This window comes from Xylanimonas allomyrinae (assembly GCF_004135345.1).
GTDB lineage: Bacteria > Actinomycetota > Actinomycetes > Actinomycetales > Cellulomonadaceae > Xylanimonas > Xylanimonas allomyrinae.
This window is the reverse complement of sequence record NZ_CP035495.1, coordinates 1,485,579-1,512,028: the sequence shown is the minus strand read 5'-3', so window position 1 is coordinate 1,512,028 and position 26,450 is coordinate 1,485,579. Positions and strand designations below refer to the sequence as shown.

Annotated in this window: 20 protein-coding genes and 2 pseudogenes; 12 read left to right on the top strand and 10 right to left on the bottom strand. The window is 71.4% G+C overall.

The genetic code is table 11. The annotated features are described in order from the left end of the window. Positions 1 to 37 precede the first annotated feature (37 nt). Genes ET495_RS06955 through dusB form a run of 5 tightly spaced genes read left to right on the top strand, consistent with a single transcriptional unit; the run spans position 38 to position 4,960 of the window. Positions 38 to 1,018 (top strand): ABC transporter ATP-binding protein, encoded by a 981-nt coding sequence (locus tag ET495_RS06955; RefSeq protein WP_129203733.1) that lies wholly within the window; start codon positions 38 to 40, stop codon positions 1,016 to 1,018. Then, positions 1,015 to 1,833, top strand: a complete 819-nt coding sequence (locus ET495_RS06950) for an ABC transporter permease (protein ID WP_129203731.1) — start codon at positions 1,015 to 1,017, stop codon at positions 1,831 to 1,833. Before ET495_RS06955 ends, ET495_RS06950 begins: the two co-directional genes overlap by 4 nt. Positions 1,834 to 1,872: 39 nt before the next feature. Next, positions 1,873 to 3,105, top strand: coding sequence for a sensor histidine kinase (locus tag ET495_RS06945; RefSeq protein WP_129203729.1), 1,233 nt, complete (start codon positions 1,873 to 1,875; stop codon positions 3,103 to 3,105). Beyond that, entirely contained in the window at positions 3,102 to 3,707 is a 606-nt protein-coding gene (locus ET495_RS06940; RefSeq protein WP_129203727.1) for a response regulator transcription factor, read from the top strand. Before ET495_RS06945 ends, ET495_RS06940 begins: the two co-directional genes overlap by 4 nt. Positions 3,708 to 3,739: 32 nt before the next feature. After that, positions 3,740 to 4,960 carry a tRNA dihydrouridine synthase DusB gene (dusB, locus tag ET495_RS06935; RefSeq protein WP_129203725.1) on the top strand — a complete coding sequence of 407 codons (1,221 nt, stop codon included), beginning with the start codon at positions 3,740 to 3,742 and terminating at the stop codon, positions 4,958 to 4,960. Here dusB and ET495_RS06930 read toward each other — a convergent pair. The 3 genes from ET495_RS06930 to ET495_RS06920 all read right to left on the bottom strand — a co-directional run bounded on the left by ET495_RS06930 (position 4,947) and on the right by ET495_RS06920 (position 9,363). Further along, positions 4,947 to 5,804, bottom strand: coding sequence for a class C sortase (locus tag ET495_RS06930; protein ID WP_162616395.1), 858 nt, complete (start codon positions 5,802 to 5,804; stop codon positions 4,947 to 4,949). The two genes, dusB and ET495_RS06930, sit on opposite strands and share 14 nt — an antisense overlap. Positions 5,805 to 6,013: 209 nt before the next feature. Beyond that, positions 6,014 to 7,462: a SpaH/EbpB family LPXTG-anchored major pilin gene (locus ET495_RS06925; RefSeq protein ID WP_162616394.1), complete on the bottom strand. Its 1,449-nt coding sequence runs from the start codon at positions 7,460 to 7,462 to the stop codon at positions 6,014 to 6,016. Between the two features lie 59 nt (positions 7,463 to 7,521). After that, entirely contained in the window at positions 7,522 to 9,363 is a 1,842-nt protein-coding gene (locus ET495_RS06920; RefSeq protein ID WP_129203720.1) for a DUF7927 domain-containing protein, read from the bottom strand. A gap of 313 nt (positions 9,364 to 9,676) precedes the next feature. Here ET495_RS06920 and ET495_RS06915 point away from each other — a divergent pair, with 313 nt between their 5' ends. Then, positions 9,677 to 10,729: a helix-turn-helix transcriptional regulator gene (locus tag ET495_RS06915; RefSeq protein ID WP_129203718.1), complete on the top strand. Its 1,053-nt coding sequence runs from the start codon at positions 9,677 to 9,679 to the stop codon at positions 10,727 to 10,729. Between the two features lie 66 nt (positions 10,730 to 10,795). Here the strand turns inward: ET495_RS06915 and ET495_RS06910 are convergent, their stop codons facing one another. From ET495_RS06910 to ET495_RS06905, 3 genes and pseudogenes are all read right to left on the bottom strand, one after another. Then, positions 10,796 to 11,755 carry a class C sortase gene (locus ET495_RS06910; RefSeq protein WP_162616393.1) on the bottom strand — a complete coding sequence of 320 codons (960 nt, stop codon included), beginning with the start codon at positions 11,753 to 11,755 and terminating at the stop codon, positions 10,796 to 10,798. 190 nt (positions 11,756 to 11,945) lie between these two features. Continuing rightward, positions 11,946 to 12,056: an LPXTG cell wall anchor domain-containing protein gene (locus ET495_RS18540; RefSeq protein ID WP_245993414.1), complete on the bottom strand. Its 111-nt coding sequence runs from the start codon at positions 12,054 to 12,056 to the stop codon at positions 11,946 to 11,948. Then, positions 12,030 to 13,426 (bottom strand): annotated as a pseudogene (locus ET495_RS06905) (SpaH/EbpB family LPXTG-anchored major pilin); the annotation flags it as partial. The gene ET495_RS18540 and the pseudogene ET495_RS06905, both read right to left, overlap by 27 nt. A gap of 626 nt (positions 13,427 to 14,052) precedes the next feature. On the opposite strand from ET495_RS06905, the gene ET495_RS06900 reads away from it, so the two are divergent. After that, entirely contained in the window at positions 14,053 to 14,973 is a 921-nt protein-coding gene (locus tag ET495_RS06900) for a helix-turn-helix domain-containing protein (protein ID WP_162616390.1), read from the top strand. Between the two features lie 55 nt (positions 14,974 to 15,028). Here the strand turns inward: ET495_RS06900 and ET495_RS06895 are convergent, their stop codons facing one another. Then, entirely contained in the window at positions 15,029 to 16,747 is a 1,719-nt protein-coding gene (locus ET495_RS06895) for a glycoside hydrolase family 13 protein (protein WP_129203712.1), read from the bottom strand. After that, positions 16,744 to 17,808 carry a LacI family DNA-binding transcriptional regulator gene (locus ET495_RS06890; RefSeq protein WP_245993355.1) on the bottom strand — a complete coding sequence of 355 codons (1,065 nt, stop codon included), beginning with the start codon at positions 17,806 to 17,808 and terminating at the stop codon, positions 16,744 to 16,746. Before ET495_RS06890 ends, ET495_RS06895 begins: the two co-directional genes overlap by 4 nt. Before the next feature lie 172 nt (positions 17,809 to 17,980). Between ET495_RS06890 and ET495_RS06885 the strand changes: the two are divergent. The 4 genes and pseudogenes from ET495_RS06885 to ET495_RS06870 all read left to right on the top strand — a co-directional run bounded on the left by ET495_RS06885 (position 17,981) and on the right by ET495_RS06870 (position 23,774). Further along, positions 17,981 to 19,218: pseudogene (locus tag ET495_RS06885) on the top strand (sugar ABC transporter substrate-binding protein). A gap of 121 nt (positions 19,219 to 19,339) precedes the next feature. After that, on the top strand, positions 19,340 to 20,968 hold the full coding sequence (locus tag ET495_RS06880) for an ABC transporter permease subunit (RefSeq protein WP_129203708.1): 1,629 nt from the start codon (positions 19,340 to 19,342) through the stop codon (positions 20,966 to 20,968). Beyond that, on the top strand, positions 20,968 to 21,879 hold the full coding sequence (locus ET495_RS06875; protein WP_129203706.1) for a sugar ABC transporter permease: 912 nt from the start codon (positions 20,968 to 20,970) through the stop codon (positions 21,877 to 21,879). Before ET495_RS06880 ends, ET495_RS06875 begins: the two co-directional genes overlap by 1 nt. Next, positions 21,876 to 23,774, top strand: a complete 1,899-nt coding sequence (locus ET495_RS06870; protein ID WP_129203704.1) for a glycoside hydrolase family 13 protein — start codon at positions 21,876 to 21,878, stop codon at positions 23,772 to 23,774. Before ET495_RS06875 ends, ET495_RS06870 begins: the two co-directional genes overlap by 4 nt. Positions 23,775 to 23,804: 30 nt before the next feature. Here ET495_RS06870 and ET495_RS06865 read toward each other — a convergent pair whose 3' ends face one another. Further along, on the bottom strand, positions 23,805 to 24,194 hold the full coding sequence (locus ET495_RS06865) for a hypothetical protein (RefSeq protein ID WP_129203702.1): 390 nt from the start codon (positions 24,192 to 24,194) through the stop codon (positions 23,805 to 23,807). Positions 24,195 to 24,349: 155 nt separating this feature from the next. Then, positions 24,350 to 24,802 (bottom strand): hypothetical protein, encoded by a 453-nt coding sequence (locus tag ET495_RS06860; protein WP_129203700.1) that lies wholly within the window; start codon positions 24,800 to 24,802, stop codon positions 24,350 to 24,352. Positions 24,803 to 25,538: 736 nt separating this feature from the next. On the opposite strand from ET495_RS06860, the gene ET495_RS06855 reads away from it, so the two are divergent. Further along, complete coding sequence (locus ET495_RS06855) at positions 25,539 to 26,450, top strand: peptidoglycan-binding domain-containing protein (RefSeq protein ID WP_129203698.1); 912 nt, start codon at positions 25,539 to 25,541, stop codon at positions 26,448 to 26,450.

The following is a 26,450-nucleotide window of genomic DNA, read 5'->3' as shown; positions in this document are numbered from 1 at the left end:
CTGCCGCCGCGGACCCGGCGGCGGGAGGCTGCGTGACATGAGCACATCGCCTGCACCCGCTGCCGCCCTACCGACTGCCAGGGCGTCTGCCAGGGCGTCTGCCGCACCGGCGGTCGAGCTGCGCGGGCTCGTCAAGGAGTTCCGCAGCCCGTCCGGGTCGGTGCGTGCCGTCGACGGGCTGGACCTGCGCATCGAGCGTGGCGAGGTCGTCGCCTTCCTGGGCCCGAACGGGGCGGGAAAGACCACGACCATCGACATGGTCCTCGGCCTGGCCGCACCCACGTCGGGCACCGTGGCGGTGCTCGGCGGGACGCCCGAGGCGGCCGTGGCCGCAGGCCGGGTGGCCGCCGTCATGCAGACTGGCGGCCTGCTGCGCGACCTCACCGTCGGCGAGACCGTGGGCCTCACGGGCGCACTGTTCGGCAGGGACGTCGACCCCGCCGCCTACCTCGCCCGCGCCGGCATCGCCGACCTCGCCGATCGCCTGGTCGCCAAGTGCTCCGGCGGCCAGCAGCAGCGCCTGCGGTTCGCCATGGCTCTGGTGCCCGACCCCGACCTGCTCGTCCTCGACGAGCCGACCACCGGCATGGACGTCGAGGGGCGACGCGAGTTCTGGGCCGCCATCCGCGCCGACGCCGCCGGCGGCCGCACCGTCGTCTTCGCCACGCACTACCTCGACGAGGCCGACGCCTACGCCGATCGCGTCGTCATGGTCAGCCACGGGCGCGTCGTCGCCGACGGGACGGCCGCCGAGGTCAAGGCGCTCGCCTCGGGCCGCGTCGTCTCCGCCGAGATCGACGACGACGCGACCCGCGCCCACGCCGTCGGCGCCCTGCGGCGCCTCGGCGCCGTCGAGTCGGTCGAGGAGCGGGGCGTGCGCCTCATCGTCCACACGGCGGACTCGGATGCCGTCGCACGCCACCTGCTGACCGCCACCCCGGCCCGGGACGTCGAGATCACCTCCCGCAACCTCGAGGACGCGTTCGTCGCCCTCACGACCGAAGCGAGCGCACGATGAGCACGACCCTCGATCAAGCCGCCACCCACCCGGCCCTCACGGACGTTCCGGGGCCGCGCGCGGCGCGCGGGATCGGCGCGCTGGTCAACGCTCGCTACCTGCGCATCGAGCTGCGCCGCATGCTCCGCAACCGGCGTTCGCTGATCTTCTCGCTCGTCATGCCACCCGTCTTCTTCCTCATCTTCGGCACCAACGCCGCCTACCGGACGGTCCCGGCCGGGGCGCACGCCAACGTCGTGGCCTACGTGGCCGTCTCGATGGCGCTGTACGGGGCCATGCTCGCGGCCGTCGCGGGCGGCGCGAGCGTCTCCGTCGAGCGAGCGCAGGGCTGGACCCGGCACCTGCGGCTCACGCCGCTGCGCCCCGCCGCCTACGTCGTCACCAAGCTCGGGGCCGCGCTCGCGCTCGGTGCGGTGTCCGTCGCGCTGACCCTCGTCGTCGCCGCGTTCGCGCACGCGCAGATGACCGCCGGAGCCTGGGCCGGCTGCGCTCTGCTCGCCTGGGGCGGTTCCGTCGTGTTCGCCGCGTTCGGCCTGTTCATGGGCTACCTGCTCCCCACCGAGAACGTCATGCAGATCCTCGGGCCCGCCACCGCGCTGCTGTCCTTCGCGGGCGGGCTGTTCGTTCCCCTCGACAAGGGGTCGCTCTTCTACGACATCGCCCGGTTCACCCCCACCTACGGGCTCGCCGAGCTCGTGCGCTGGCCGCTCGGCGGCGACTTCTCGTGGACGGCGTTGGTCAACGTCGCAGCGTGGGCCGCGATCTTCGGCATCGGCGCCGCGTGGCGGTTCCGCCGCGACACCGCGCGTGTCTGACGCCCAGGTCCGGGCGCCACGTGTGCGAGCGTGGACACCGTGACCACAGCCCCCGTGCCGCACGACGCCGCAGCCCGGCCCGGCGGGCACGCACGGCCCGGCGAGGGCGGCAGCACGCCGGGGTGGCGTACCGCACTCGTGCGCGACCAGCGGCCGGCGGCGCTCGGCCGGGCGCCGGGCTGGCGCCGGTTCGGACCGCTGCTCGGGCTCGTCTGGGTCGTGTTCCTCGCCGAGCCGCTCACCACCGCGCTCGCCGCGGAACCGCCCGCCCTGCGGGTCCTCGGAGTGATCGGAGTGGCCGGGGTCGCCGCGGTCTACGGGTTCTCGGTCTACGCCCTGCGCTTCCAGGACGCCCCGGCCCGCGTCGTGGTCACGGTGCTGGCGGTCCAGACCGCGTTCGTCGCCCTCACGTCGCTCGCGGCCCACCAGCACGGCATGGTCGGTCTCGTCTTCGTGGGCGTGACCTCCGTGTTCCTCGTGCGCCGACGCACCGCGCTCGTCGTGCTCGCCGTGATCGTCGTCGTCCTGCTGGTCGTGCCCCGGCTGGTGCCCGGGTGGGAGAGCGAGGACTCCACGGCGTTGTCCGCGGTGCTGGCCGGACTGGCCGTCTTCGCGTTCACCCAGCTCGTCGCACGCAACCGCCAGCTCTTCGTCGCCCAGGAGGAGGTCGCCACGCTCGCCGCCGCCCACGAGCGAGAGCGCCTCGCCCGCGACGTCCACGACGTCGTCGGCCACTCGCTCACCGTCGTCAGCGTCAAGGCAGAGCTTGCGGCGCGGCTGCTGCGGGAGGACCCCGACCGAGCGGCCGCCGAGCTCGCCGACATCCAGCGGCTCACGCGTTCGGCGCTCGCGGACGTGCGGAGCATGGTGACCGGAGCGCGGCCCGTCACGCTACCCGGCGAGCTCGCGGCCGCTCGTGCCGCGTTCGACGCTGCGGGTATCGAGGCTGCGCTGCCCGGCACTGTCGACACCGTGCCGCCCGCCCGCCAGGAGCTGTTCGCGTGGGCGCTGCGCGAGGCGACCACCAACGTGCTGCGGCACTCGCTCGCGCGCCGCGTGGTCGTCGCCCTCGGCCAGGACTCGATCATCGTCGACGACGACGGGCGCGGCCCCGATGCCGGCGCGCTGGCGGACGGCAGCGGACTGCGGGGGCTCGGCGAACGGTCGAGGGCCGCGGGCGCGACGCTCTCGGCGGGGCGCGGCCCGCTCGGCGGCTTCCGCATCGCCGTGAGGTTCGGGTCCGCGCAGACGGATGGGAGGATCGCCCCGTGATCCGCCTGCTCCTGGCCGACGATCAGGCGCTCGTCCGCGGCGCCCTCGCCGCGTTGCTCGACCTGGAGGCCGACCTGGAGGTGGTCGCCCAGGTGGGGCGCGGCGACGAGGTGGTGGAGGCCGCCCGCGCCTCGGGCGCCGACGTCGCCCTGCTCGACGTCGAGATGCCCGGCCTCGACGGCATCGGTGCGGCTGCGGCGCTGCGGGCCCAGGTCCCGGGGTGTCGCGCGCTCATCGTCACGACGTTCGGACGGCCCGGCTACCTCCGCCGCGCGCTCGATGCCGGAGCATCCGGCTTCGTGGTCAAGGACACGCCCGCCGAGGAACTGGCCGACGCGGTGCGGCGGGTCCACGCGGGACTGCGCGTCGTCGACCCGGAGCTCGCCGTCCAGACGCTCACGGCGGGGGAGTCACCGCTCACCGGCCGCGAGCGTGAGCTGCTGCGCCTCGCGGAGAGCGGTGCGACGGTCGCGCAGATCGCGAGCACGGCGTTCCTCTCCGAGGGGACGGTGCGCAACTACCTCTCGGCGGCCATCGGGAAGACAGGTGCGCGCACCCGGGCCGAGGCCGTGCGTCTCGCACGTGACAACGGCTGGCTTTAGGGGTCGCGGGGCCGGGTGGGAGAATGGGCGTCATGACCTCCTTCGCCACCGCGGCGCTCTCGCGCGTCCTGCCGCCCTTGCAGCTCGGGTCGCTCACGGTGGACACGCCGGTCGTGCTGGCCCCGATGGCCGGCGTGACGAACCGCGCGTTCCGCACCCTGTGCCGAGAGGCCGGGGCGTCCACCGGGCACCACCCGGGCGTGTACGTCGCCGAGATGGTGACGTCGCGTGCGCTCGTCGAACGCAACAGCGAAGCGCTGCGCATCGTGACGTTCGGTGACGACGAGGTGCCGCGATCGGCGCAGGTCTACGGCGTCGACCCTGCGACCGTCGGCGCGGCCGTACGGATCATCGTGAGCGAGGACCGCGCCGACCACGTCGACCTCAACTTCGGTTGCCCCGTGCCCAAGGTGACACGCAAGGGCGGTGGCGGCGCGTTGCCATGGAAGCGGCAGCTCTTCACCGACATCGTGCGGGCGGCCGTCGAGGCGGCGCGACCGTACGGGGTGCCCGTGACGATCAAGATGCGGGAGGGCATCGACGACGAGCACCTGACGTACCTGGAGGCGGGCACGATCGCGGAGGGCTTGGGGGTGGCGGCCGTCGCGCTGCACGCGCGCACGGTCGCGCAGCACTACTCGGGTCAGGCTCGCTGGACGTCGATCGCCCGCCTCAAGGAGGCCGTCACCACGGTGCCCGTGCTCGGCAACGGCGACATCTGGTCGGCCGACGACGCACTGCGCATGGTGCGCGAGACCGGGGCGGACGGCGTCGTCGTCGGGCGCGGCTGCCAGGGTCGCCCGTGGCTGTTCGCCGACCTCGCCGCGGCGTTCCACGGCGAGACGGTGCGCGTGCGGCCCACCCTGCGCCAGGTGGCCGAGACCATCTACCGGCACGGCGAGCTCATGATCGACTACTACCGCGACGGCGACACTGCCGAGCACGCGGCCGACGCCGAGGGCAAGGGCATGCGTGACCTGCGCAAGCACATGGCCTGGTATCTGAAGGGGTACGCCGTCGGTGGCGAGGCACGGCGCGCGCTCGCACTGGTCTCGACGCGTGCCGAGCTGCGCGAGCGCCTCGACGCGCTCGGCGACGCACCCTATCCGGGAGAGGCCGCCGAGGGTCAGCGCGGCCGGGCGGGCACACCCAAGACGCCGCACCTGCCCTACGGCTGGCTCGACAGCCGCGAGTTGGACGCCACGTGGGAGGCGAAGCTGCGCGAGGCCGAGCTGAGCGTCAGCGGGGGCTGACGCCGTCGCCCTGCGTCGGGCATGGCTTGCGGCGGCGCGAGCGAGGGAGCAGCGTGCCGACGCCGTAGGCGGCGGGGACGGCGAGCACACCCAGCGTCCACCAGGGGAATCCGGTCCCCGCGGCGACCATGGCGGCCACCGTCTCCGGCGCCTGCGGCACGGTGGGCACGCGCTCGCCGCGGACCAGCAGACGGTGCGAGTTCACGCCGATGGGCGTGCAGGTCACGAGCGTGACCTGGTCGCGGCCGGGCGTGGGCCTCAGCGCGTCGGTGTCGTCCGGCTCGACCGTGAGGATCTGGTCGACCTCGTAGGTGAGCACCTCGTCCTGGACGGTGATCGTGAAGTGGTCGCCACGGGTGAGCTCGTGGAGGCGGTCGAAGACCGTGGTGCCGACCAGGCCGGCGTGGCCGGTGAGCACGGCATGCGTGCCGGGACCGCCGACGGGGAGCGACGACCCGTACAGGTGCCCGACGCCGCGGGCGAGCGTCTGCTCGTCCGTGCCGTGGTAGACGGGCAGGTCGGCGTCGATCGCGGGGATCCGCAGGCGGGCCATGGTCTGTGTCGTGGCGAGCTGGTCGAGGTACGCCGCCACATCGGGGTCGCGGGCGTCCCCGGCGGACGTCGTGGGCGGATCGCCGAGCGGGACGCCCGGGAGGCGTGAGTTGTACTCACGCGCGCTGGCCAGGAGCCGTGTCCGTTCGGGGCCGGGGACGTCGTGTACCCGCTCGACATAGTCGGTGACCTCTGCGGCGTGCGCTCGTGTGGCATACCAGTCGGCCGCGGAGGGGTACAGCAGGACCGCCACCCCGAGGCAGGCCACGGCCGCGACGACGGCGCGGCTCACCCGGGACCGTGCCGCTCGACGCCTGGACGCTCGGGGCTGGGCCGAACGGTGCCGGAGCGGGCCGGGCCTCGACGCACGGCGACGCACCGCACGGTGCCGCGGCGAGGCCGCGGCCGTGCGGTGCGTCGCCGGGGGCCTGAAGGACACCGGTCGCCTCCTGGGTCAGGGTGCGGGGAACGGCGACCGTTCCCCGCACCCGGTGGGCGGTATCAGGCCGTCGCCGTGCGGGCGCGGCGGTTGCGGACACCCACGAGGAAGGAGCCCGAGACGAGCAGGACGCCCGCGATCATGAGGGTCGCGGTGCCGAGGCCGCCGGTCAGCGGGAGGGTGAAGCCTGCTCGGCTCGGCACGTTCTCCACCGTGTACTCGAACTCCTGGTCGTCGTCGCTCACCACGACTTCGATCGGCTGGGCGAGGAGCTCGAAACCGTCCGGCGCCTTGGTCTCGGCGAGCCAGTAGGTCCGGTAGCCCGGGTCGCCGACGCCGACCGCCTTGCCGTCGGCCCAGCCGGAGTAGCGAAGCCCGGTGAAGGTGACGAGCCCTGTCGTGACGTCGGAGACGTCGGTGGCGATGGCGTCCTTCCCCGCCTGTGCGTCCGCCTGGCTGAGGTAGAGCGCGAACTCGGCTCCGGCGAGGCCGGACTGACCACCCTGCGCGACCTTCTTGATCGAGACGCTTCCCCACTTGGTCTCCACCACAGGGGTTTCGATGGGTCCACCCGGCTGGCCAGGGGTGATGTCGAACGAAGGCTTGTTCGGGTAGACGATCGCCGTGTTCGGGATCTCACCGGTCTTGTTGGCCTCGGTTTCGATGACGACCTTGACCTGCTCGGTGGAACGGTTGGCGATCGTCGCCAGGCCCGTGTCTTCGAAGGTCACGGTGACGGTGTGCGTGCTCTGGTCGTAGACGGCCGTGTAGTCGTCGGTCGTGAGCGCGGGTGTGCCGGTTCCGGTCAGCGAGACCGTGACGTCCTTATAGGTCAGCGCGGAGTCGAGCTTGTCGACGATCTTGTAGCCGTCGATCGGGTCGACGTCGGGGATGTCGCCGAGGATCGTCCATACCACGGGGTTTTTGAACGTGGCGGCCGTCGCGTCCGCGACGGTCTTGGTGGCCGTGGACACCACGTTCTTGGGGTAGACGTGAATGTCGTAGACCCACCTCGCGTCCGTCGTGGGGTCCGTCATCGGCACGGTGACCAGGAACGGTGCCGCCGGAGCGGCTCCCTGGGGATAGGTCGTCTCGGTGATCAGGTAGACGCCGACGGACAGGTTGGCAAACGTGACGACACCGGACGTCGTGCCGGCCGTCAGCTCGGGCCCCAGGCTGCCCTGGCTCGCGTTGTCCGGGGTGAGCGACTTCAGCCTGAGCCAGTCGGCGTTCTTGGTGAGGTCGTAGCCTCCGACCTTGCGGACCGTGAAGCCTGCGTCAAGCGGTGTGAGCCCCGTGATCTCGGGGTGCTGCATCCCGTCGTTCGGCACGTTCGGGAGAGCGTCGGGGTACGCGAACTTGTGGATCGTGATCGAGCCCGTGGCACCGTCGGGGATCACGGGTAGGTCGTCGGCCGCCTGCGCGGTGCTCGCGAGGCCCGCTGTCGCGAGCATCGCGACGAGCGCGGCGCCCACGGTGCGAAGGACACGGCGGGAGGGTGTGGTTCTCACGTGCTTCTCCATCCTGGGGGGCAGTACGGACGAGCGGTGTCTGGTGGTCGGAAGAGGTGTCATCGACGTGCCTCCGCCGAGATCGAAGGCGCCGCCGGGTGTGTGCGGCGACGGACCGCGAGGGACGTGGCCGCGGCGACGAGGGCGCTTCCGCACAGCCAGTACGCGAGCGGTCCGGAGCCGCCCGTCAGCGGCAGCGCGGGTGCCTTGACGTCGGCGACCGACAGCACGTTCATGCCGTCCCCGTGGGTGGACACGGTGACGCGTCCGCCGTCTGCCTCGGCGTCGTCCAGCGTGATCGCACCGTCGGCGGCGACGTGGAACCGCACGGGGGTGGCCAGGAGCTGGTACCCGTCGGGCGCGCGCTGCTCCTCGAGGAGGTAGGTGCCGGGCTCGATCGCGCCGGTGACGAACAGGCCGGTCTCGTCGACGGCGTCGAGCGCGACGATCGGCCCCGGCTCGCCGTCCAGCTCGGCCCGCAGCGCGAACTGAACACCACCGCCGAGGGGATTCGTCCCGTCGGTCTTCTGGACGTACAGGTAGCGCACGGGGTGCTCGGTACCGGGGCCCTCAGGCGTGTCGCCCTTGAAGACGGCATTGCGCAGCACGTTGTCTCCGCGACCGTCGGGCTTGACCTGGACCGAGTAGACGACGGTCGTGTCAGCGGCGAGCGAGCCCGTGATGCTCAGGCGTCCGTCGGTCGGGCCGCTCACGGTCAGGCCGCCGGCGTTCTCGATCCGCACGAACGTCGCGTCGTCGAGCACATCTGTCAGGTCGTCCGTGAAGTCCACGTCCGCCGGCCCGGTGCCGGTGTGGTCGAACGCGAGGGAGTAGGTCACGACCTGACCCTTGGTCACGGTGGTGCCGCTCGCTGGGCTGGCGGACTTGACGACGGTGACCGTCGGCGTGTCAGGCGTCTCGCCTGTGCCGGAGCCGCCGGCACCCTTCCGGACGACCTCCGCCGAGGTTTCTTCCTCCCGCGAATCGATGGTCACCGTGGCGCCGTTGGTGTATTTCTTGAGACTCTTGTCCGTGACACGCACCTTGTAGTTCAGCACTGCGAGCGTGCCCTCCGGGACATCCGTGAACATGACGGTCAGCGCGTCCGCAGAGCAGGCGATCGTCGCGGCCTTCTCTCTCCCGTTGGTCAGTCCGCCGTTCTCGTCGACATCCCAGAGCAGAACCTCAGGGGCTAGCTGGGCGTCGCAGACGTACTCCTGCCCGTCTCCGAGGTTGTCGACGATCTCGATCTTTTCGAACGGTCCGGGTGGTGTCGTGATGGCGTAGCCGATGTAATCGCCCTCGACGCCCCATTCCTCTTCGCCGTTGGGCTTCAGTCCCCACCACCAGCCTCCCTTGGTGAGCGTGGGCTCGACCGGTCCTGGGTCGCCGCCCGTTGCCTCGCCCACGGTGATCACAGTGGACCCGACGCCGTACTCGAGGGTGATCGTCTGTCCGGGGGTCGCCTCCCAGGAGATCCCCGCCCAGAAGTAGGCGGAACCATGCACGTTGTGTTGCGTGTTGACGAAGTCGGTGAGGGTGAAGGTGACGGTGCCCTGCGTCACCGTTGCGTACGCGACGAGGTTGTTGTCGTCGTCCCTCAGGTCGAACTCCGACGTGATCTGCGTGAGGAGACCCGGGAGCGTCAGTGAGAAGGTGTCGCCTTCCCGCGCGGTGTCGGGCACCGCCCACGTCAGGTCGAGCCGGATCTCATCGCCCGGACTGGGTGTGGACGGCACGACCTGGATCGATGTGATCGCGTTGGGGATCTCCGCGGCGGCCGAGGCGGGGATGACCGGTCCGGTGGCGAGCGCCACGAGCGCAAGAGCCGCGGCCGCGGAGCACAGGGCTCGACGGGCGTACCCGCGCCCTCTCCTCGGTGTGGGGGTTCTGGGCCTCATCTCTCACCCGCTCCTTTCACGTCGCCACTTCGTTGCTCCGCGCACTGCGAAGCACTCCGACGCGGCGAGTGTCAGGTCATGTCGTTCGCGCCTGTGGCGCGCTTCTGGCCTTGACAAGACATGTGCGAGGCAACATTTGCCCCGAGTGGCGGTGAATGCCCAGGTCAGGGCGCATTCTGAGGTCTGTCCGTCCGTCGCGACGCCAGCGGGGTGAACGTGAACGCGCCAATCGGTGTTCGTTCGTGCGCCAGCTGAGTGCGCGTCGCACGCCATCGAACCTCGATCTGGTGCCACCGATGTGACGCTGAATGACGTGCTCGACCCTCAGATCGCCGCCACGACGGCCACCGAACAGGAATGGCCGCAGGGTCCGCTGCTCCCGCAGCCCACGCCGTCGACCCTTGAGGCCGACCTCCCTCTCGGCGTCCGGACGATCCTGCGGATCAGCGGCGTCTCGGGGCTCGCGCGCATCGGTGGCACGGCGCACACGCCTGCCGAGCGGACGGCGTTCCGGTTGACGCTCGCGGTCTCGCGGCTCGACAGGGTCGACATCGGGCACACGCGACACACCGCCGTGATCGTGCCCCGGCAGGGCGACAACTTCGGTCATGCGTATCGCGCGGTGCGGATGCTCTTCGTGGTGGAGGGCGAGGTCACGGTGAGCGCGGGTGGCCGAACCGTGCGGATCGGACCCGGCGGCGGTGCTCTGCTGCACGGCTGGGACGAGTACGTGTACGAGAGCACGAGCGATGTGAGCCGGGTCCACGTCGACCTCGCGGCCGACGAGCCGCCCTTCGCCGCCGCGCTGCGTGACGTTCCCGCCCTCGTGTGGGGGCAGGACACGCCGGTGCTGCGGGCCGCGGGAGCGGCCCTCGCCGAGGTGGTGCGGCGTGACACGGGTGAGGCTCGCGCAGTGGAGCGCGACGCCCTGCGCCGCCTCGTGCAAGCCATCCTGCTCTCGGTGCTGGCGGCGCCGCCGCGGGGCGGTGTTCCCGCGCCCGCGCGCCAGCGGCACCGGACTCAGGTGCTTGCCTACATCGCCGAGCACCACGCCTCGAACGACCTCACGCTGCTCTCCGTCGCCGAGGGCCTCGGGATGTCGAAGCGGTCGCTGCAGCGACTCTTCGAGTCGGAGGCGATGGGCGTCGCCGAGCACATTGCCGCGGCCCGGCTCGAGCATGCGCTCGCGCTGCTGCGCGACCCGTACATCGACCTTCCGATGGAGGAGGTCGCCGCGTTGTCGGGCTTCGGGTCCGTTCCCCGGATGCGCAGGGCGGTGCGCCTGGCCACGGGGATGTGCCCGTCCGATGTTCGGGAGCGGTCCGCGGCTGGTGTCCGCGTCGCGGCAGGCGCCGCGCGCGGCTGACCGGCGGCCGTGCCGAGGCCCGCGCAGGCCGCGGGCCGTGAGGTGCGTGCGGGCTGCGAGGTGCGGTCAGCCGCGCCGTCGTCGGCGGGTCGTGCCGACCGTGCGCCGAGCCGCGCGGGGGACGCGCCGGACCGCGTGACGGCGACCGTGCCTGACCGGACGGCGCGGTCCGCGTCGCGTGCGGCGCCGGACGGTGCGGCGCCGATCGGTGCGGTGCCGTGTGGCCTTCGGGGCGCGCATGCCGACGGCGGCCGCCGAGGGAGCGGCGAGCATCCCGAGCGCCCACCAGGGGAACCCTGCGCTCTGACCCGTCCCGGGAACGGTCGTGGTGGAGGCGTCCTTCGCCGTGGTCGGGACGCGGATGCCGCGCACGAGCAGCCGATGGGAGTTCACGCCGATGGGCGTGCAGGTGACGAGGGTGACGTAGTCCTTGCCCGGGGTGGGCCGGAGCGGCTCGGTGTCGCTGGGCTCGACGGTGAGAATCTGGTCGACCTGGTAGGTGAGGACCTCGTCGAGGACGACGATGGTGAAGCGATCGCCGATCTTCAGGTCGTGCAGGCCGTCGAACATCGTGGCGTCGACGAGCCCCGAGTGCCCCGTCAGGACGGCGTGCGTGCCTTCGCCGCCGACGGGCAACGACGACCCGAACAGGTGACCGACGCCGAGCGAGAGCGTCTGCTCGGAGGTGCCGTGGTAGATCGGCAGATCCACCCCGATGACGGGGATCCTGACGCGGCCGAGGACCGGTGTCAGGCCGAGCTGGTCGAGGTACGTGGCGACGCCGGCCGCGGTGCGGTCCATGCCCGGCGGGAACCGGTACGGGTCACCGAGCGGGACGCCGGGGAGGCTCTGGTTGTACTCGCGTGCGCTCGTGAGCGCCGCCTGCTTCTGGGGGAGCGGGAGCTGGCGGACTTCCTCGACGTAGCCGGTCACCTGCTCGTCGTGGGCGCGGGCCGCGAACCAGCGTGCCGCGCTGGGGTACAGCAGGATCCCGATGCCGACGCTCGCGACGGTGAGGACGCCCACGAGTCGCAGGCCGGCACGGCGCGCCGCGGAGCGTCGTGTGCGCCGTACCAGCGGCGGGACGGCTTCGGAGGGGGGCGGGAGCGGGGCGGACGGCACGCGCGCCGCGGGCGGAAGGTGCGGGGAACGGGTGGTCCCGTTCCCCGCACCTGCGTGCACGCCCGAGCCGGGGGCCCGGACATGGGGAGACAACTCAGTCCTCGACGACCTCACGGCGGCGGTGCCGGACGACGAGGAGCACGGCTCCCGCGAGCAGGAGCGCGCCGGCCGCGCTGAGGACGACGGTGCCGGTGCCACCTGTCAGCGGGAGCGAGAACCCGCCGTTGCTCGGGACGTTCTCGACCGTCAGGTCGATGTCCGTGTCGGTCCCCGTGACGTCGACCTGGATCGGCTTCGCGAGCAGCTCGTAGCCGTCGGGGGACTTGAGCTCGGCGATCCAGTACCACTGGTAGTCGGCGGCGGTGTCCACCACCGTCGTGCCGTTGGCGAACCCGCTGTAGCGCAGCCCCGTGAAGGTTGCCACGCCGTCGGCGCCGGTCGTCTGCTCCTGGATGGGAGTGCCGCCGGCGAGGGCGGCCTCCTCGGTGAGGTAGATGCCGAAGGTGGCGTCGGCGAGGTTCTTGTTCGAGCCCTGCGCGACCTTGTGAATCGTCACGTTGCCGAACTTGGTCTCGACGGGGGAGTGGTGGTCGGGCCACCTTCCTTGCCGCTGTCGATGCCGAAGCTTGCGGCGTTCGGGTAGATCAGCGCAGTGTTCGGAATCTCGCCCACCGCGTTAGCGGAGGACGTGATGACGACCTTGACCTGCGCCTTGGAGTTCGCGTCGAGCACCTTGAGCCCGGTGTCCGTGAACGTCACGGTGACGATGTTGGTGGTCGGGTCGTGCGAGATCGTGTAATCGGACGCGGCGAGCGTAGCGTCATTGGTCAAGGTCACGGCCGCGCCGCTGTAGGTGAGCCTTCCGTCGAGGTTGTCGACGACCCTGTACCCGTCGATGGAACCGGCGTCGGGAATGTCTCCGAGAATGGTCCAGGTCACGGTGTCGCCAAGCTTGACGGCCTTCTGGTCCTCCACGGTCTTCTTTGCCGTGGTGATGGGGTTCTTGGGGTAGACGTGGACGTCATAGACCCACGTGTTCCTCACGTCCGGGTTGGTGAGAGGAACGGTGATCAGGAATGGCTCCACCGGGGTGGCGCCTGCCGGGTAGCCCGTCTCGGTGACGAGGTAGAGGCCGACGGCGAGACCGGAGGCCTTGGCGATGCCTTCGTCGTTGGTCGTGACGGCGAGTGGCGTCCCGGTGACCTTGCCCTTGGCAGCGTCGACGTCCAGTCCGGCCAGGTCGGTCCAGCCCTTGTTCGTGGTCAGGTCGTAGCCATCGACCTTTTCGACGGTGAACGTGACCTTCGCGAGCGGCGTGAGGCCGTCGACGGTGTGTTCCATGCCGTCGGCCGGCACGTCCGGGAGCGTGTCGGGGTACTCGAACTTGTGGATCGTGATCGAACCCATGGCGTTCGGGTCGATCAGGTTGAGCGCGGCCGCGCTGGGGGGCGTGTTGTCGTCGGCCGCGCTGGCCGTGCCGGCCGCGCCGCCGAGCGCGCACAGCGCCGCGGCCAAGGTGATGCCGACGGCGCGCAGCGCGCCGTCACGGACTCGTGTCTTCACTGCTTTCTCCATTCGGCTTTCAGGGTTGCCCGCTGCAGGACGTGTTCACGCCGGAGCGCTCACGTGTCGGCCTCCTTCGGTCAGGGTCGGGACGCTCTCGCGCAGCGGCGAGCGATGGTGCGTCGCCGAGCGGGAGTGAGGCTCGGTGTGCAGCCACGAACCGGGCGGGCCGCAGTCCGGTGTCGCATCACGGGTGTCCTCCGTCTCCTCGGCGGGCCCCGTCGTCCTTCCGGGGCAAGGGAAAGTCTGGACGTGTCGAAGATCTCGAATATCGTTCTCGAAGAGCGTCGCGGACGGCGCCATGGCGGGTGTTTCCGGCGAGACGTCCGCGTTGTCGCAGGCCATTAAGCCGGAATGGCTCGCGGACCTCTTGGCCCGGCGTGCAGGGGCCGATGCTGAATCGCGCCAGACCGGTGCCATTTCGTGGCCACCGAAGAATCAGCGCGCGACACGAGGCGTTCGACCCGCGACAATCACATTCTGTGACTGCCAAACATGCAGTAGACGCACTGCACACATCGCCATTTGCCCGTACCGAGGCGCAGCGGACGCACCACCCCTTTCGTCCGCGCGCGTGCCCTTGCCCATCAACGATTTCGGAGGACATTCCCCGCGGCGTCCGAACGATCATGAGAACGGTGGGGGTGTCGGGTCTCGCGAGCTTCGGGGCGACCGCGCCCACCGCCGCCGACAAGGCGCGATTCAGCATGACGATCGCCATGACGCGGTTCGGTTCGCTGGACGTGTGCTTCTCTCAGCACACGGCGTTCGTCGTCCCCCGCCCGGGCGACAACTTCGGCCGCTCGCACCGCACCGTCCGTCTGCTCATCATTCTCGAAGGGGAGGCGAGCCTGAGCGCCGGGGGACGGACCGTACGCCTGGGACCAGGCGGCGGAGCCTTGCTGCGCGGCTGGGAGGACTACGTGTACGAGAGCGACACGGACGTCCGCCGCGTCCACGTCGACGTCCCCGCCGACGACTCGCCCTTCGCTGCCGTGCTGCGGGACACCCCCGCGATGGTGTGGCCTGCGAACGTCCCCATGCTTCGCGTCGCCGGCGCCGCCCTCACCGAGGTGGTGCGGTGCGACGAGAGCGGTATCGGCGCCGCAAGCCGTGACGCGCTGCGACGGGTCGCGCAGTCGGCGTTCCTGTCGGTCGTCGGCTCGCCTCCGGGCTGCGACGAACTGGCTCCGACCCGTCAGCGCCAGCGCTCGCTGGTGCTCGCCCACATCGCGGAGCGCAGCGCTGCACCTGAGCTCACGCCCGCCTCGATCGCGGCAGACCTCGGCATCTCGAGACGCTCGCTCCAGCGCCTGTTCGAGGAGGACGGCGTGGGCGTGGCCGAGCACATCACCCAGTCCCGGCTCGAGCGGGCGCTCGCGCTGCTGCGCGAACCCATGCTCGCCGACGTGTCCATGGAGGAGATCGCCGTCCGTGCGGGCTTCGGCACCGTTCCGCGCATGCGCCGCGCGGTGCGCGGCGCGACCGGGATGAGCCCCACGCTGGTTCGCGAGCAGAGCCTGCTCGCCCGCGGGGCCCTGGCCGGTTCGGCCGCCTGACCCGCGCGGCCGGTCCGGCGCGCGGGGTCAGGCAGGCCCGGTCAGGCAGGCCCGGTCAGGCGGAAAGCCAGACCGTGACGTCGGCGGGAAGCATCCCGTCGTCAGGGAGGTCGGCCGACGCCAGCAGCACCTCGGCTCCGGTAGGCAGGGACGCCGGAGCCGAGCCCAGGTTGGCCAGCACGACGACGTCGCGTCCGTCCGTGGCGACGCTGCGGAACGAGACGACGTCGGCATCGTGCCCGTCGAGCCACGCCAGCCCGTTGCCGCCCAGCGCGCGCTCGCGGCGCAGGCGCAACGCCTCGCGGTAGAGCTCGAGCGTCGATCCCGCGACACCCGTCTGGGCGTCCGCGGCGTAGGTCGACCACTGGGCCGGCTGCGGCAGCCAGGAGCTCCCGGTGGGGGAGAACCCGAACGCCGGCTCACCGGCCGCCCACGGCAGGGGGACCCGGCACCCGTCGCGGCCCGCCTCGGCGTGCTGCGTGCGGAAGTACGCCGGGTCCTCGCGGACGTCGTCGGGAAGCGTGGTGTGCTCGGGAAGGCCCAGCTCTTCGCCCTGGTAGAGGTACGCGGACCCCGGGAGCGCGAGCATGAACAACGTCGCGGCCCGGGCTCGGCGCAGGCCGAGCGCCTCGTCGGGCTGGGGGTCGGTCGCGAACACGCCGTTGGGGCGCGCGCCGGGCACCGCCAGTCCGAACCGCGACGCGTGCCGCACCACGTCGTGGTTGGACAGCACCCACGTGGCGGGCGCACCGACGGCGTCGAGCGCCTCGAGCGACGCGGTGATGACGGCGCGGTAGGCGGCGGCGTCCCAGTGCGACGTGAGGAACGAGAAGTTGAACGCCTGCTGCATCTCGTCGTCGCGCACGTAGCGCGCCAGGCGCGTCAGCGGCTCGACCCACGCCTCGGCGACGAGGGCTCGCGAGCGGCGTTCGCCGTCGGCGTCGAACTCGTCGAGCACCGCGCGCCACGAACGGTAGATCTCGTGGACGCCGTCCTGGTCGAACATGGGTCCGCTCTCGGTCGCGGGTGTGGACCCGTCCTCGGGCGCGCCCGCATCGGTGCCGTCGACCATCGCGACGTGGCCGGCCCAGTCGGGCAGGCCGTCGGCCTTGACCAGACCGTGCGCGACGTCGACGCGGAAGCCGTCGACGCCGCGGCGCAGCCAGAACCGCAGCACGTCCTCCAGCTCGGCACGCACCTCGGGGTTCGACCAGTCGAGGTCGGGTTGCGAGGAGTCGAACAGGTGCAGGTACCACTGCCCGGGCTGTCCGGACGGTTCCTGGACGCGCGTCCATGCCTGCCCGCCGAAGACCGACGTCCAGTTGTTGGGCGGCAGCTCGCCGTGTTCGCCGCGCCCGTCGCGGAACAGGTAGCGCGCGCGCTCGGGCGACCCGGGGGCGGCCGCGAGCGCGGCCCGGAACCAGGCGTGCTCGGACGACGTGTGGTTGGGCACGAGGTCGACGACGACGCGCATCCCGAGCTCGTGCGCGCGCGCGATGAGCGCGTCGGCGTCGGCGAGCGTGCCGAACAGCGGGTCCACGTCGCGGTAGTCGGCGACGTCGTAGCCGGCGTCGCGCTGCGGCGAGCGGTAGAAGGGGCTGAGCCAGACGGCGTCGACGCCCAGTGCCGCCAGGTGGTCGAGGCGCGCCGTGATGCCAGGAAGGTCGCCGATGCCGTCGCCGTTGCCGTCGGCGAACGAGCGCGGGTAGATCTGGTAGATGACGGCGGTGCGCCACCACTCGTCGGTCGGGAACGGCGCGTGGACGGGCGTCATGGTTCTCCTCGGTCGATGCGTGGGGGTGTGGCGGGGGCGGCGCCGGTGGAGCCGCGGACGACCAGCTCGGGCTCGATCATCAGCTCGGTGCGGGTCACGCGCTCGCCCCGGATCTCGGACAGGAGCATCGACACCGCGGCGCGCATCAGGACGTGGACGGGCTGGCGCACGGTCGTCAGGGGCGGCTCGGTGAAGGCCATGAGCGGGGAGTCGTCGAAGCCGACCACCGAGACGTCGTCGGGCACGCGCAGTCCGCGCGAGCGGACCGCTCGCATCGCGCCAAGAGCCATGAGGTCCGAGGCGCACACGAGCGCGGTGTGCCCGGAGTTGAGAAGGTCGTTCGCGGCTGCCTGGCCGCCCTCGACAGTGTAGAGCGTGGATGCCACGTGGGTGCCGGCGTCGGTGACGTCGTGCGCCAGGCCGGCGCTGACGAGGGCGTCGACGAACCCGGCGCGCTTGCGCTGCGAGGGCACGAACCGCTCGGGCCCGAGGGTCAGGCCGATGTGCCGGTGGCCCTGGGCCACCAGGTGGCGGACGGCGAGGCGTTCGGCCGTGGCCTCGTCGGTCGCGACCTGGGGTGCGTCGACGTCGGGCGCGAAGCCGCCGACGAGCACGATCGGCATGCCGCGCTCCCGCAGCGCCCGGTAGCGGTCGTGACCGGCGAGGGAGTCGGCGTGCAGGCCGGACACGAAGACGATGCCGTCGGCGCCGTGCTCGCTGAGCGTCTCGATGTACTCGTCCTCGGTGGTCCCGCCGGGGGACTGGGCGCACAGCAGCGGCGTGTAGCCGGCCTTGACGAGCTGGGCCTCGGCGGCCTGCGCGATGGCGGGGAAGATCGGGTTGGTGAGCTCGGGCACCACGAGGCCCACGAGTCCTGCGGCGCGCGTGCCCGAGACCCGGGGGCGTTCGTAGCCGAGCACGTCGGCGGCGGCGAGCACCGTTTGGCGTGTCTCCGCCGAGACCGTGCTCTTGCCGCTGAGCACGCGTGACACGGTCGCCGTCGAGACGCCGGCGTACGCGGCGACGTCGGCGAGCCGGGGTCTGCCGGGGGCGTCGGTCACGGGACCTCCCTGTTCCGTCGAGGGTCTCGCTCGTCGAGACCTCGGATGATCCTGCCTTGCTGGCGCGATCTGTGCAACGGCGTATGCAAATTTGCACCTCGCCTTGCACCCGCCTTTTACTCGTCCTACGGTGAGCGGTGTCAAGATCGTTTCCCACCACCCTGGAGTACCGATGCGACGTGGCATCCTTCTATCCGCCGCCGCCGTGGCGACGCTCGCACTGACCGCCTGCGCGGGCGGCAACGGCGACGCTGGCGACGCCACCACCCCGACCCCTGACGCCACCACCCCGGCAGCCTCGGGCGGCTCGCTGACCGTCTGGGTCGACGAGACCCGCCTCGGCCCCGTCCAGGCCGCCGCCGACGCCTTCGAGGCCGAGACCGGCACCCAGGTCGAGGTCGTCCAGAAGAACTTCGAGGACATCCGCACCGACTTCATCGCGCAGGTCCCCACCGGCGAGGGCCCCGACATCACGGTCGGCGCGCACGACTGGCTCGGCGAGCTGACGCAGAACGGCGTCGTCGCACCCATCGAGCTGGGCGACAAGGCCGGCGACTTCGAGGACGTCGCCATCAAGGCGTTCACCCAGGACGGCCAGGTCTTCGGCCTGCCCTACGCGATCGAGAACATCGCCCTGATCCGCAACACCGACCTCGCCCCGAGGCCCCGGCGACGTGGGACGACGCGATCGCGGCGGCCACGGCCGCCGGCACCGAGTTCAAGGTGCTGATCCAGACCGGCACCGAGGGTGACCCCTTCCACTACTACCCGCTGCAGACGTCGTTCGGCGCCCCGGTGTTCGAGCAGAACGAGGATGGCTCCTACAACCCCGTCCTCAAGCTCGGCGGCGAGCCCGGCCACAACTTCGCCAGCTGGCTGGCCGCGCAGGGCCAGGCGGGCAACCTCTCGGTCGACATCACGTCGGACATCGCCAACGACGCCTTCGCCCAGGGCAAGGCTCCGTTCCTCATCGGCGGCCCGTGGACCCTGGAGAACTTCGACGGCCTGAACCTGTCGATCGACCCGATCCCGTCGGCCGGTGGCGAGACCGCCGCACCGTTCGTCGGCGTCCAGGGCTTCTACCTGTCGGCCCAGTCGCAGAACGCGCTCGTCGCCAACGACTTCCTCGTCAACTTCCTGGCGACCGAGGACGTGCAGACCGCGCTGTTCGAGGCCGGCAACCGTCCGCCGGCGCTGACCGCGGCCGCCGAGGCCGTCTCGTCCGACCCGATCGTCGCGGGCTTCCGTGCCGTCGGCGCCGACGGCGTCCCGATGCCGTCGATCCCGCAGATGGGTTCCGTGTGGGCCTTCTGGGGCGTCACGCAGGCCCAGATCATCTCCGGCCAGGCCGGCGACCCGGTCGCCGCCTGGGACAAGATGGTCTCGGACATCCAGGCCGCGATCGACTGATCCTCGCCTCCTGACGGTGGCCCGCGGCATCAACGCTGCGGGCCACCGTTCTCTCTAGGGCCACGCCCTGACGCACTCGATCTACCACCCCTGGAACCCCCTGGACCTCGCGGAGGCACCGATGCCCACGACGGCACCCCAGCTCGACCCGGCGGAGCGCAAGCGGCACAGGACGTCGCACGCCCGCGACTACGGACCCGGCTTCATCGTCAAGCTGGTTCTCATGGCGGCCATCAACGCCCTGGGCGTCTACGGCCTGCTCGCTTGCTGGAACGCCGGTGCGATGGGGCTGTTCTGGGGCCTGCTGGTCCTGCTGATCGCCGCCGACTACGTCTACTTCTCCAAGCGGGCGCTGCCGGGCAAGTACATCTACCCCGGCCTGGCGTTCCTTCTCGTCTTCCAGATCTTCGTCGTCGGCTACACCGTCTACGTGTCGTTCACGAACTTCGGCGACGGCCACAACGGGACCAAGGAGCAGGCGGTCACCGCGCTGCTCGCGCAGAACGAGCGGCGCGTCGAAGGGTCGGCGTCCTACCCGATCACCGTCGTCGAGAACGACGGCGAGCTGGGCTTCGCGCTCGTCACCCAGGACGTGTCGATCTGCGCTGGCGCGCAGGTCGGCGACGTGTGCGTCGGCACCGCCGACGAGCCGCTCGCGCGCGTCGACGGCGCGCAGGCCGACGGCGGCACCGTCACGTCGGTGCCCGGCTGGCGCGTGCTGACGTTCCAGGAGATCGTCACCGACCACCAGCGCGAGGTCACCGAGCTGCGGGTGCCCGTGTCGGAGGACCCGGAGTCCGGGTCGATCCGCACGACCGACGGCCGCAACGCGTTCGCCTTCATGTCGTCCCTGGAGTGGGACGAGGACGCCGGGACGATGACCGACGTCACCACCGGCACCGTGTACTCGCCCAACGACCGCGGCATGTTCGAGGCCCCGGACGGCTCGACGCTCAACGTCGGCTGGCGCGTCAACATCGGCTTCGAGAACTACATCACCGCGTTCACCGACGCCCGCTACTCGGGGCCGTTCGTGCGCATCCTCGTGTGGACCATCGCGTTCGCGTTCCTCTCCGTGGTGACCACGTTCCTGCTCGGCCTCCTGCTCGCGATCGTCTTCAACGACGAACGCCTCAAGGGCCGCAAGATCTACCGCACCCTGATGATCTTCCCGTACGCCATCCCCGGCTTCCTCGCGGCCCTCATCTGGTCCGGCATGCTCAACAGGTCGTTCGGCTTCATCAACCAGGTGCTGCTCGGGGGAGCCGCGATCCCGTGGCTGACAGATCCCTGGCTTGCCCGGCTCTCGGTGCTGGGCGTCAACCTGTGGCTCGGGTTCCCGTACATGTTCCTCATCTGCACCGGTGCCCTCCAGTCGCTGCCGGGGGACGTCATGGAGGCCGCGAAGGTCGACGGCGCCGGCAAGTGGCGGCAGTGGAAGTCGATCACGATGCCGCTGCTGCTGGTCTCGACGGCGCCGCTGCTCATCAGCTCGTTCGCCTTCAACTTCAACAACTTCACGCTGATCTACATGCTCACGCGGGGCGGGCCACGGTTCTCCGACGTCGCGGTTCCGCTGGGCCACACGGACATCCTGATCTCGATGGTCTACTCGGTGTCCGGCCTCGACGGCACGGCAGCACGCAACTTCGGGCTCGCCAGCGCCTTGTCGATCGTCATCTTCATCATCGTCGGCACGATCTCCGCGATCGGGTTCCGGCAGACGCGCAAGCTCGAGGAGGTCATGTGATGGCCACGCACGTCACGACGCCCGGCGTCACGACCGAGCAGCCGCAGGTGCTGCGCACCCGGATGAAGCCGGGCCGCTGGGCCCGCGAGCTCGGCTGGCGGCACGTCGTCGGCGTCATCGCCGTCGTCTACGCCGTCTTCCCGATCGTGTTCATCATCTCCGCCTCGCTGTCCGAGCGCGGCACGATGACGGGCTCCAACCAGCTCTTCCGCACGATCAGCTTCCACAACTTCGAGGCGCTGGGCGGCACGCGGTTCTGGACGTGGTTCGGCAACACGCTGTTCGTGTCCGTCACGACGGCGGTCGGCACAGTGCTCATGGGGGCCGCGGCCTCGTACGCGTTCTCCCGGTTCCGGTTCAAGGGCCGCCGCACGAGCCTGACGGCGCTGCTGGTCATCCAGATGTTCCCGCAGATGCTCGCCTTCGTCGCCGTGTTCCTGCTGCTCATGACGCTCGGCCAGGTGTTCCCCGTCGTCGGGCTCAACAGCAAGATCGCGCTCATCTGCGTGTACCTGGGCGGAGCGCTCGGCGTCAACACGTTCCTCATGTACGGGTTCTTCAACACGATCCCGATCGAGCTCGACGAGGCCGCCAAGATCGACGGCGCCACGCACGCGCAGATCTACTGGACCATCGTGCTGCGCCTCGTGGCCCCGATCCTCGCCGTCGTGGGGCTGCTCAGCTTCATCACCTCGTTCGGCGAGTTCATCCTGGCGCGCATCGTCCTGCAGTCGCAGGGGAACTGGACGCTCGCGGTCGGGTTGTTCGGGTGGGTCTCCGACCAGCTCAACGCCAACTGGGGCCAGTTCGCGGCCGGTGCCGTGATCGCGGCGATGCCGGTGCTCGTGCTGTTCCTGTTCCTGCAGAAGTACATCGTCGGCGGGCTCACCGCAGGGTCGGTCAAGGGATGACCCTGCTCGACCAGCCGCATCACGACGGCTCGGCCGGGTACGTCCCGGCCGGCCGGCACGAGGCCGGCGACGTCGTGCCCGTGCGGGTCAGGGTGCCGCACGCGGCCGGCGTCGCCGGGGTGTGGCTGCGCACCGTGCGTGACGGCGAGCCGCGCGTGGCCGAGGCACGCCTCGACCGTGCCGGCGAGCACGAGGACACCTACGTGGCCGACGTCGTCGTGCACAACCAGCCGACGCCCTACCGGTTCCTGCTCGGCGCGCCCCGCGCGCCGGGCGGGTACCGCTGGCTCAACGGTGCGGGCGTGCACGAGCACGACGTCCCCGACGCGGGCGACTTCCGGCTCACGACGGCGCCGCCCGCCCCGGCGTGGCTCGGCGCGGGCACCGTCTACCAGGTGTTCCCCGACCGGTTCGCGCGCTCTGCGCGCGCCGGCGATCGCACCCTGCCCGCCTGGGCGGTGCCGACGGCGTGGGACGCCGAGCCCGCGCCCCACGCCCCGCTCACGGCGCAGCAGCTCTACGGCGGCGACCTCGACGGCATCGCCGAGCACCTGGGCCACCTGGAGGATCTGGGCGTCACCACGCTCTACATGACGCCGATCTTCCCCGGCCGGTCCAACCACCGGTACGACGCGTCGAGCTTCGGGTCGGTCGACCCGGTGCTCGGTGGCGACGAGGCGTTCGCCCGGCTCACCGCGGCGGCGCACGCGCGCGGCCTGCGCGTCATGGGCGACGTCACCACCAACCACACGGGGCTCGGCCATGACTGGTTCGCGCGTGCCCAGCAGGACCCGGGCTCGCCCGAGCACGGCATGTTCCTGTGGGCGGGCTCGGGCGACGTGCCCGCCGACGGCGCCGACATCGACCCCCGTCACCAGCCCGGGTACGTCTCGTGGCTGGGTCACCACACGCTGCCCAAGCTCGACTGGTCGAACGACGAGGTGTGGCGCCGCATGGTCGACGCCGACGACTCCGTCATCGCACGCTGGCTGCAGGCACCGTACGAGCTCGACGGGTGGCGCGTCGACGTCGCCAACATGACGGGCCGGTACGGGGTCGCCGACCGCGCGCTCCAGGTCGCGCAGCGCCTGCGCGAGCGCATCACGCAGCTGCGACCCGAGGGCGCGCTCATCGCCGAGCACTTCCACGACTACACGGGCGACCTGCCCGGCGACGGCTGGCACGCGTCGATGAACTACTCGGGCTTCTCGCGGCCCGTGTGGGGCTGGCTCGCCGACCCGGCCGCCGGGTACCGGCACCTCGGCCTGCCCGTGCCCTACGGCCGCGGCCCTGGCCGTGCCATGGTCGCGGCCATGCGCGACTTCGCCTCGCGCGTGCCGTGGCAGGTGGCCGCCGCCCAGTGGAACATCCTCGGCTCGCACGACACGCCGCGCGTCCGCTCGCTCCTGGGGTCGGCGGAGACCGTCGAGCTCGCCGCCGCGATGCTCTTCGCCTATCCGGGCACGCCCATGCTGTTCGCAGGCGACGAGACGGGTGCCGTCGGCTCGAACGGCGAGCACGCCCGCACCACGATGGCCTGGGACCAGGCCGCCACGGGTGGTCCGCGCTGGGACCTGACGACGTACGGGGTGTTCCGCTCGCTGTCACGCCTGCGCCGCGACTGCGGTGCCCTGCGCGACGGCGGCCTGCGCTGGGCCGTGGCCGAGGACGACGCCGTCGCGTTCGTGCGCGAGACACCCGACGAGCGCGTGCTCGTCGTCGTCGCGCGCGGCCCGTGGTCCGGTGCGACGCTGCCGCCGTGGGTGCTCGGCACGCAGGCGCCCGAGCTGCTGTACGGCGGGTCGTACGTCGCGACCCCGTCGCTCTCGGCCGGGCCCGACGGCGTCCGGGTCGGTGGCGCCGGACCCGCGGTGGGTGTCTGGCGGCTCGCCTGATGCGCTCGCGCGAGGATGGCGAGCCGCTCGTCAGCTTCGCACGGCGACCAGCACGCCGATGATCACCAGCGCGTAGGCCACGACCGCTACCCCCGCGATCGCGAGCGCCACGGCCGAGTAGTAGAAGCCGGCCCGCGCGAGCTGGTTGTCCCTGCCCTCGTGGGCGGCGAGGTTCATCTGCGAGCGGCAGACGAAGATGCCGACGAAGGGGACCAGGAACGCGAGGACGAACCCGGAGACCGGCAGCGGGGAGTTGTACGCGCCTGCCGGGGCGCGCGCCGGGGACGGCGCGGCCGGGCGGACCGCGACGTGCTGCGCGCAGAAGAGCATTCCCTGCCGCGGTCCGGTCGAGATCCCCTTGGTCGCGGGCTCCGGGCACCCCGGGTGATCGCAGATCGGGCGACTACCAGCGACGGTCATCCATGCCTCCATGAGTCCTCCGTGGCGCGCCGGCCGTTCGACGCGGCTCACCGGTGAGGCGACCGTAGTGCAGGCGGGGAGGTTCGTGTGTCGACCAGACACCAGGAGCGCCCGAGGGGGCGCGATCCGAACAGGCTCCGCCGCGCGTTCCTCGCCTAGATGAGTGATTCCAAGAGATCGGTCGGGTCGAAGTCTGGCCCTAGCAAGGGACGAATCGCCGCATCCCAGAGCTCGTCCCAAGTTGGGTCAGGAACGACGTCAAGACCCATGTTGTGTACGCATTCGAGCAGCGGAAGGAATAGCGCGTCCTCTCGTCGCATCTCGAACGCGAACTCTGCAGGCGTTGACGTTTGCCAGAAGAGGTCCACGAACTCGAAATACCGTTGGTAGCAGGCGTCCATGATGGTGGTCGTGCCGTCGGGTGCTGTCGACACCGAGTACTCGATGCGTTCCTGGTTCTGGGCGGGGACCACGTGCGGACCGCTTGTAGAAAGGCCTGCATCGCGCATGCACTGCAGGGCCGTCTCGGCCGCGGCGAGGACGTCGTCAAGAGTGACCGTCTCTTGCCCGAGAATGGCGAGCTGCGACTCGGCTACGCGGGCGTTCATGGCGCGCTGGTGGAATCCGAGGAGTGCCGCCGCGGACGCCTCCTCGGGTGTCTGCGTTCTCGGTGGCGGCCCGCTGGGTGCGGACGCACAGGATGCGAGCACGGTGACACAGGCGAGCGCTGCCGCGGCAGCGCCCCAGCGGATCGTTCTCGATCATTCCTGCGCTAATGAGTGCTACTGCGATTGCTTGCGCAACTCGTTGCATTCGGACCCTCTTGTCTTGGATCATGCGCCGCGTGATCTTCGAGCGGTGGGCCCTACCATGCCCTGGCCATGGCGCCCGGGCCCGTGCTGGTGGAAGTTGAACTCCAGCCCGGCGTCAATAGAGCCTGGAGGTCTGGCTTGGCCTGGCCTGGCCTCGTCGAGTCGAGGCGGGATTGACAGACAATGTGGCGTGCATTGTCAGCCGAGTCGGACCTGGTGTTGCCGGTGGTGCTCTAGCGTGGTCATGGATCAGTGCAGATGCCGTTGGTCTGGCCGACACAATGGATGCGTGGACGATGATTGGTGACGAGCCTGTTCCCGCGGTGGATGCTGGCGCGCCCGACGAGCAACCCGACCCCGCGGTTGACGACCATGCCGGGCGCAGTGTTCGCGGGAAGCCGTCGGGGGTGCGGACGCCGCGTGAAGGGCACGCCTGGGTGGTGATCGGCGCGCTGCTCGCCGTGCCCGCCCTGGGCCTGGGGCGTGGTCTGCGGTGGTCGGCGTTCCGGATCCGACGGAGGCGGGGCGTCCGGTGGCACCGGTCGTGGTGCCCGTGGAGCGGGCCGAGCGGCGCGCGTCGATGATGGTGTCTCTCGAGGTGGTCCCCGGTGAGGCGTTCGTGGCGACGTCGTCGACCTCGGGCACGGTTACCGGCGCGGCGCAGGTGGGTGCGGTGCTCGACAACGGTGTGACCGTGATGGTGGTCGATGACCGCCCGGTGGTGGCGATGCTGGGCGATGCCCCGCTGTGGCGGCCGCTGGGTAGCGGGGCGCGCGGCGAGGACGTCACCCGGTTGCAGGAGTTCCTGATCACGACCGGGCATCTGAGCGGTCCGGCCACGGATCGGTTCGGTCCGGCGACCACGGCGGGGGTGCGCTCGTTCGCGCAGTCGATCGGGCTGCCCCGGTCGACGACCGTGTTCGACCCGGCATGGGTGGTGTGGGTGGGCGACTCCCCGCTCCCGGTCGCGCACGTGGACGCGCCGGTCGGGGCCACGCTCGCGGCCGGTGACCCGGTGGTGACCGGCCCGGCCGCGGCGGGCGCGGTGGCGGTCGCTGAACCGCAAGGCGGCCTGGTAGCGGACCTCGGTGACGACCCTGAGCTGGTCGTCGGCGGCGCCGTGGTGCCGTACGTGCCCGGATCGGGGGCGATCACCGACCCTGAGCATGTCGCCGCGCTCGTCGGGGCCCTGGGCATGGTCGAGCAGGGCGCCGGGCAGATCCGGGCCGCGCAGGGGCACGGGGTCGCGGTGCTGCCCGCCTCCGCGGTGGTGTCCGGGGAGGGCGGGCTGGTGTGCATCTTCCCGGACGAGTCCTCGCCGCCGGTCGCGGTCACCGTCGTCGGTGGTGGCGGCGCGACCGTGCAGGTCCCGCTCGATGCGGGCCTGACGACCGTGCTCGCCAACCCGCACCAGCTCGCGGGCCTGCCCGCGTGTCAGGGCTGA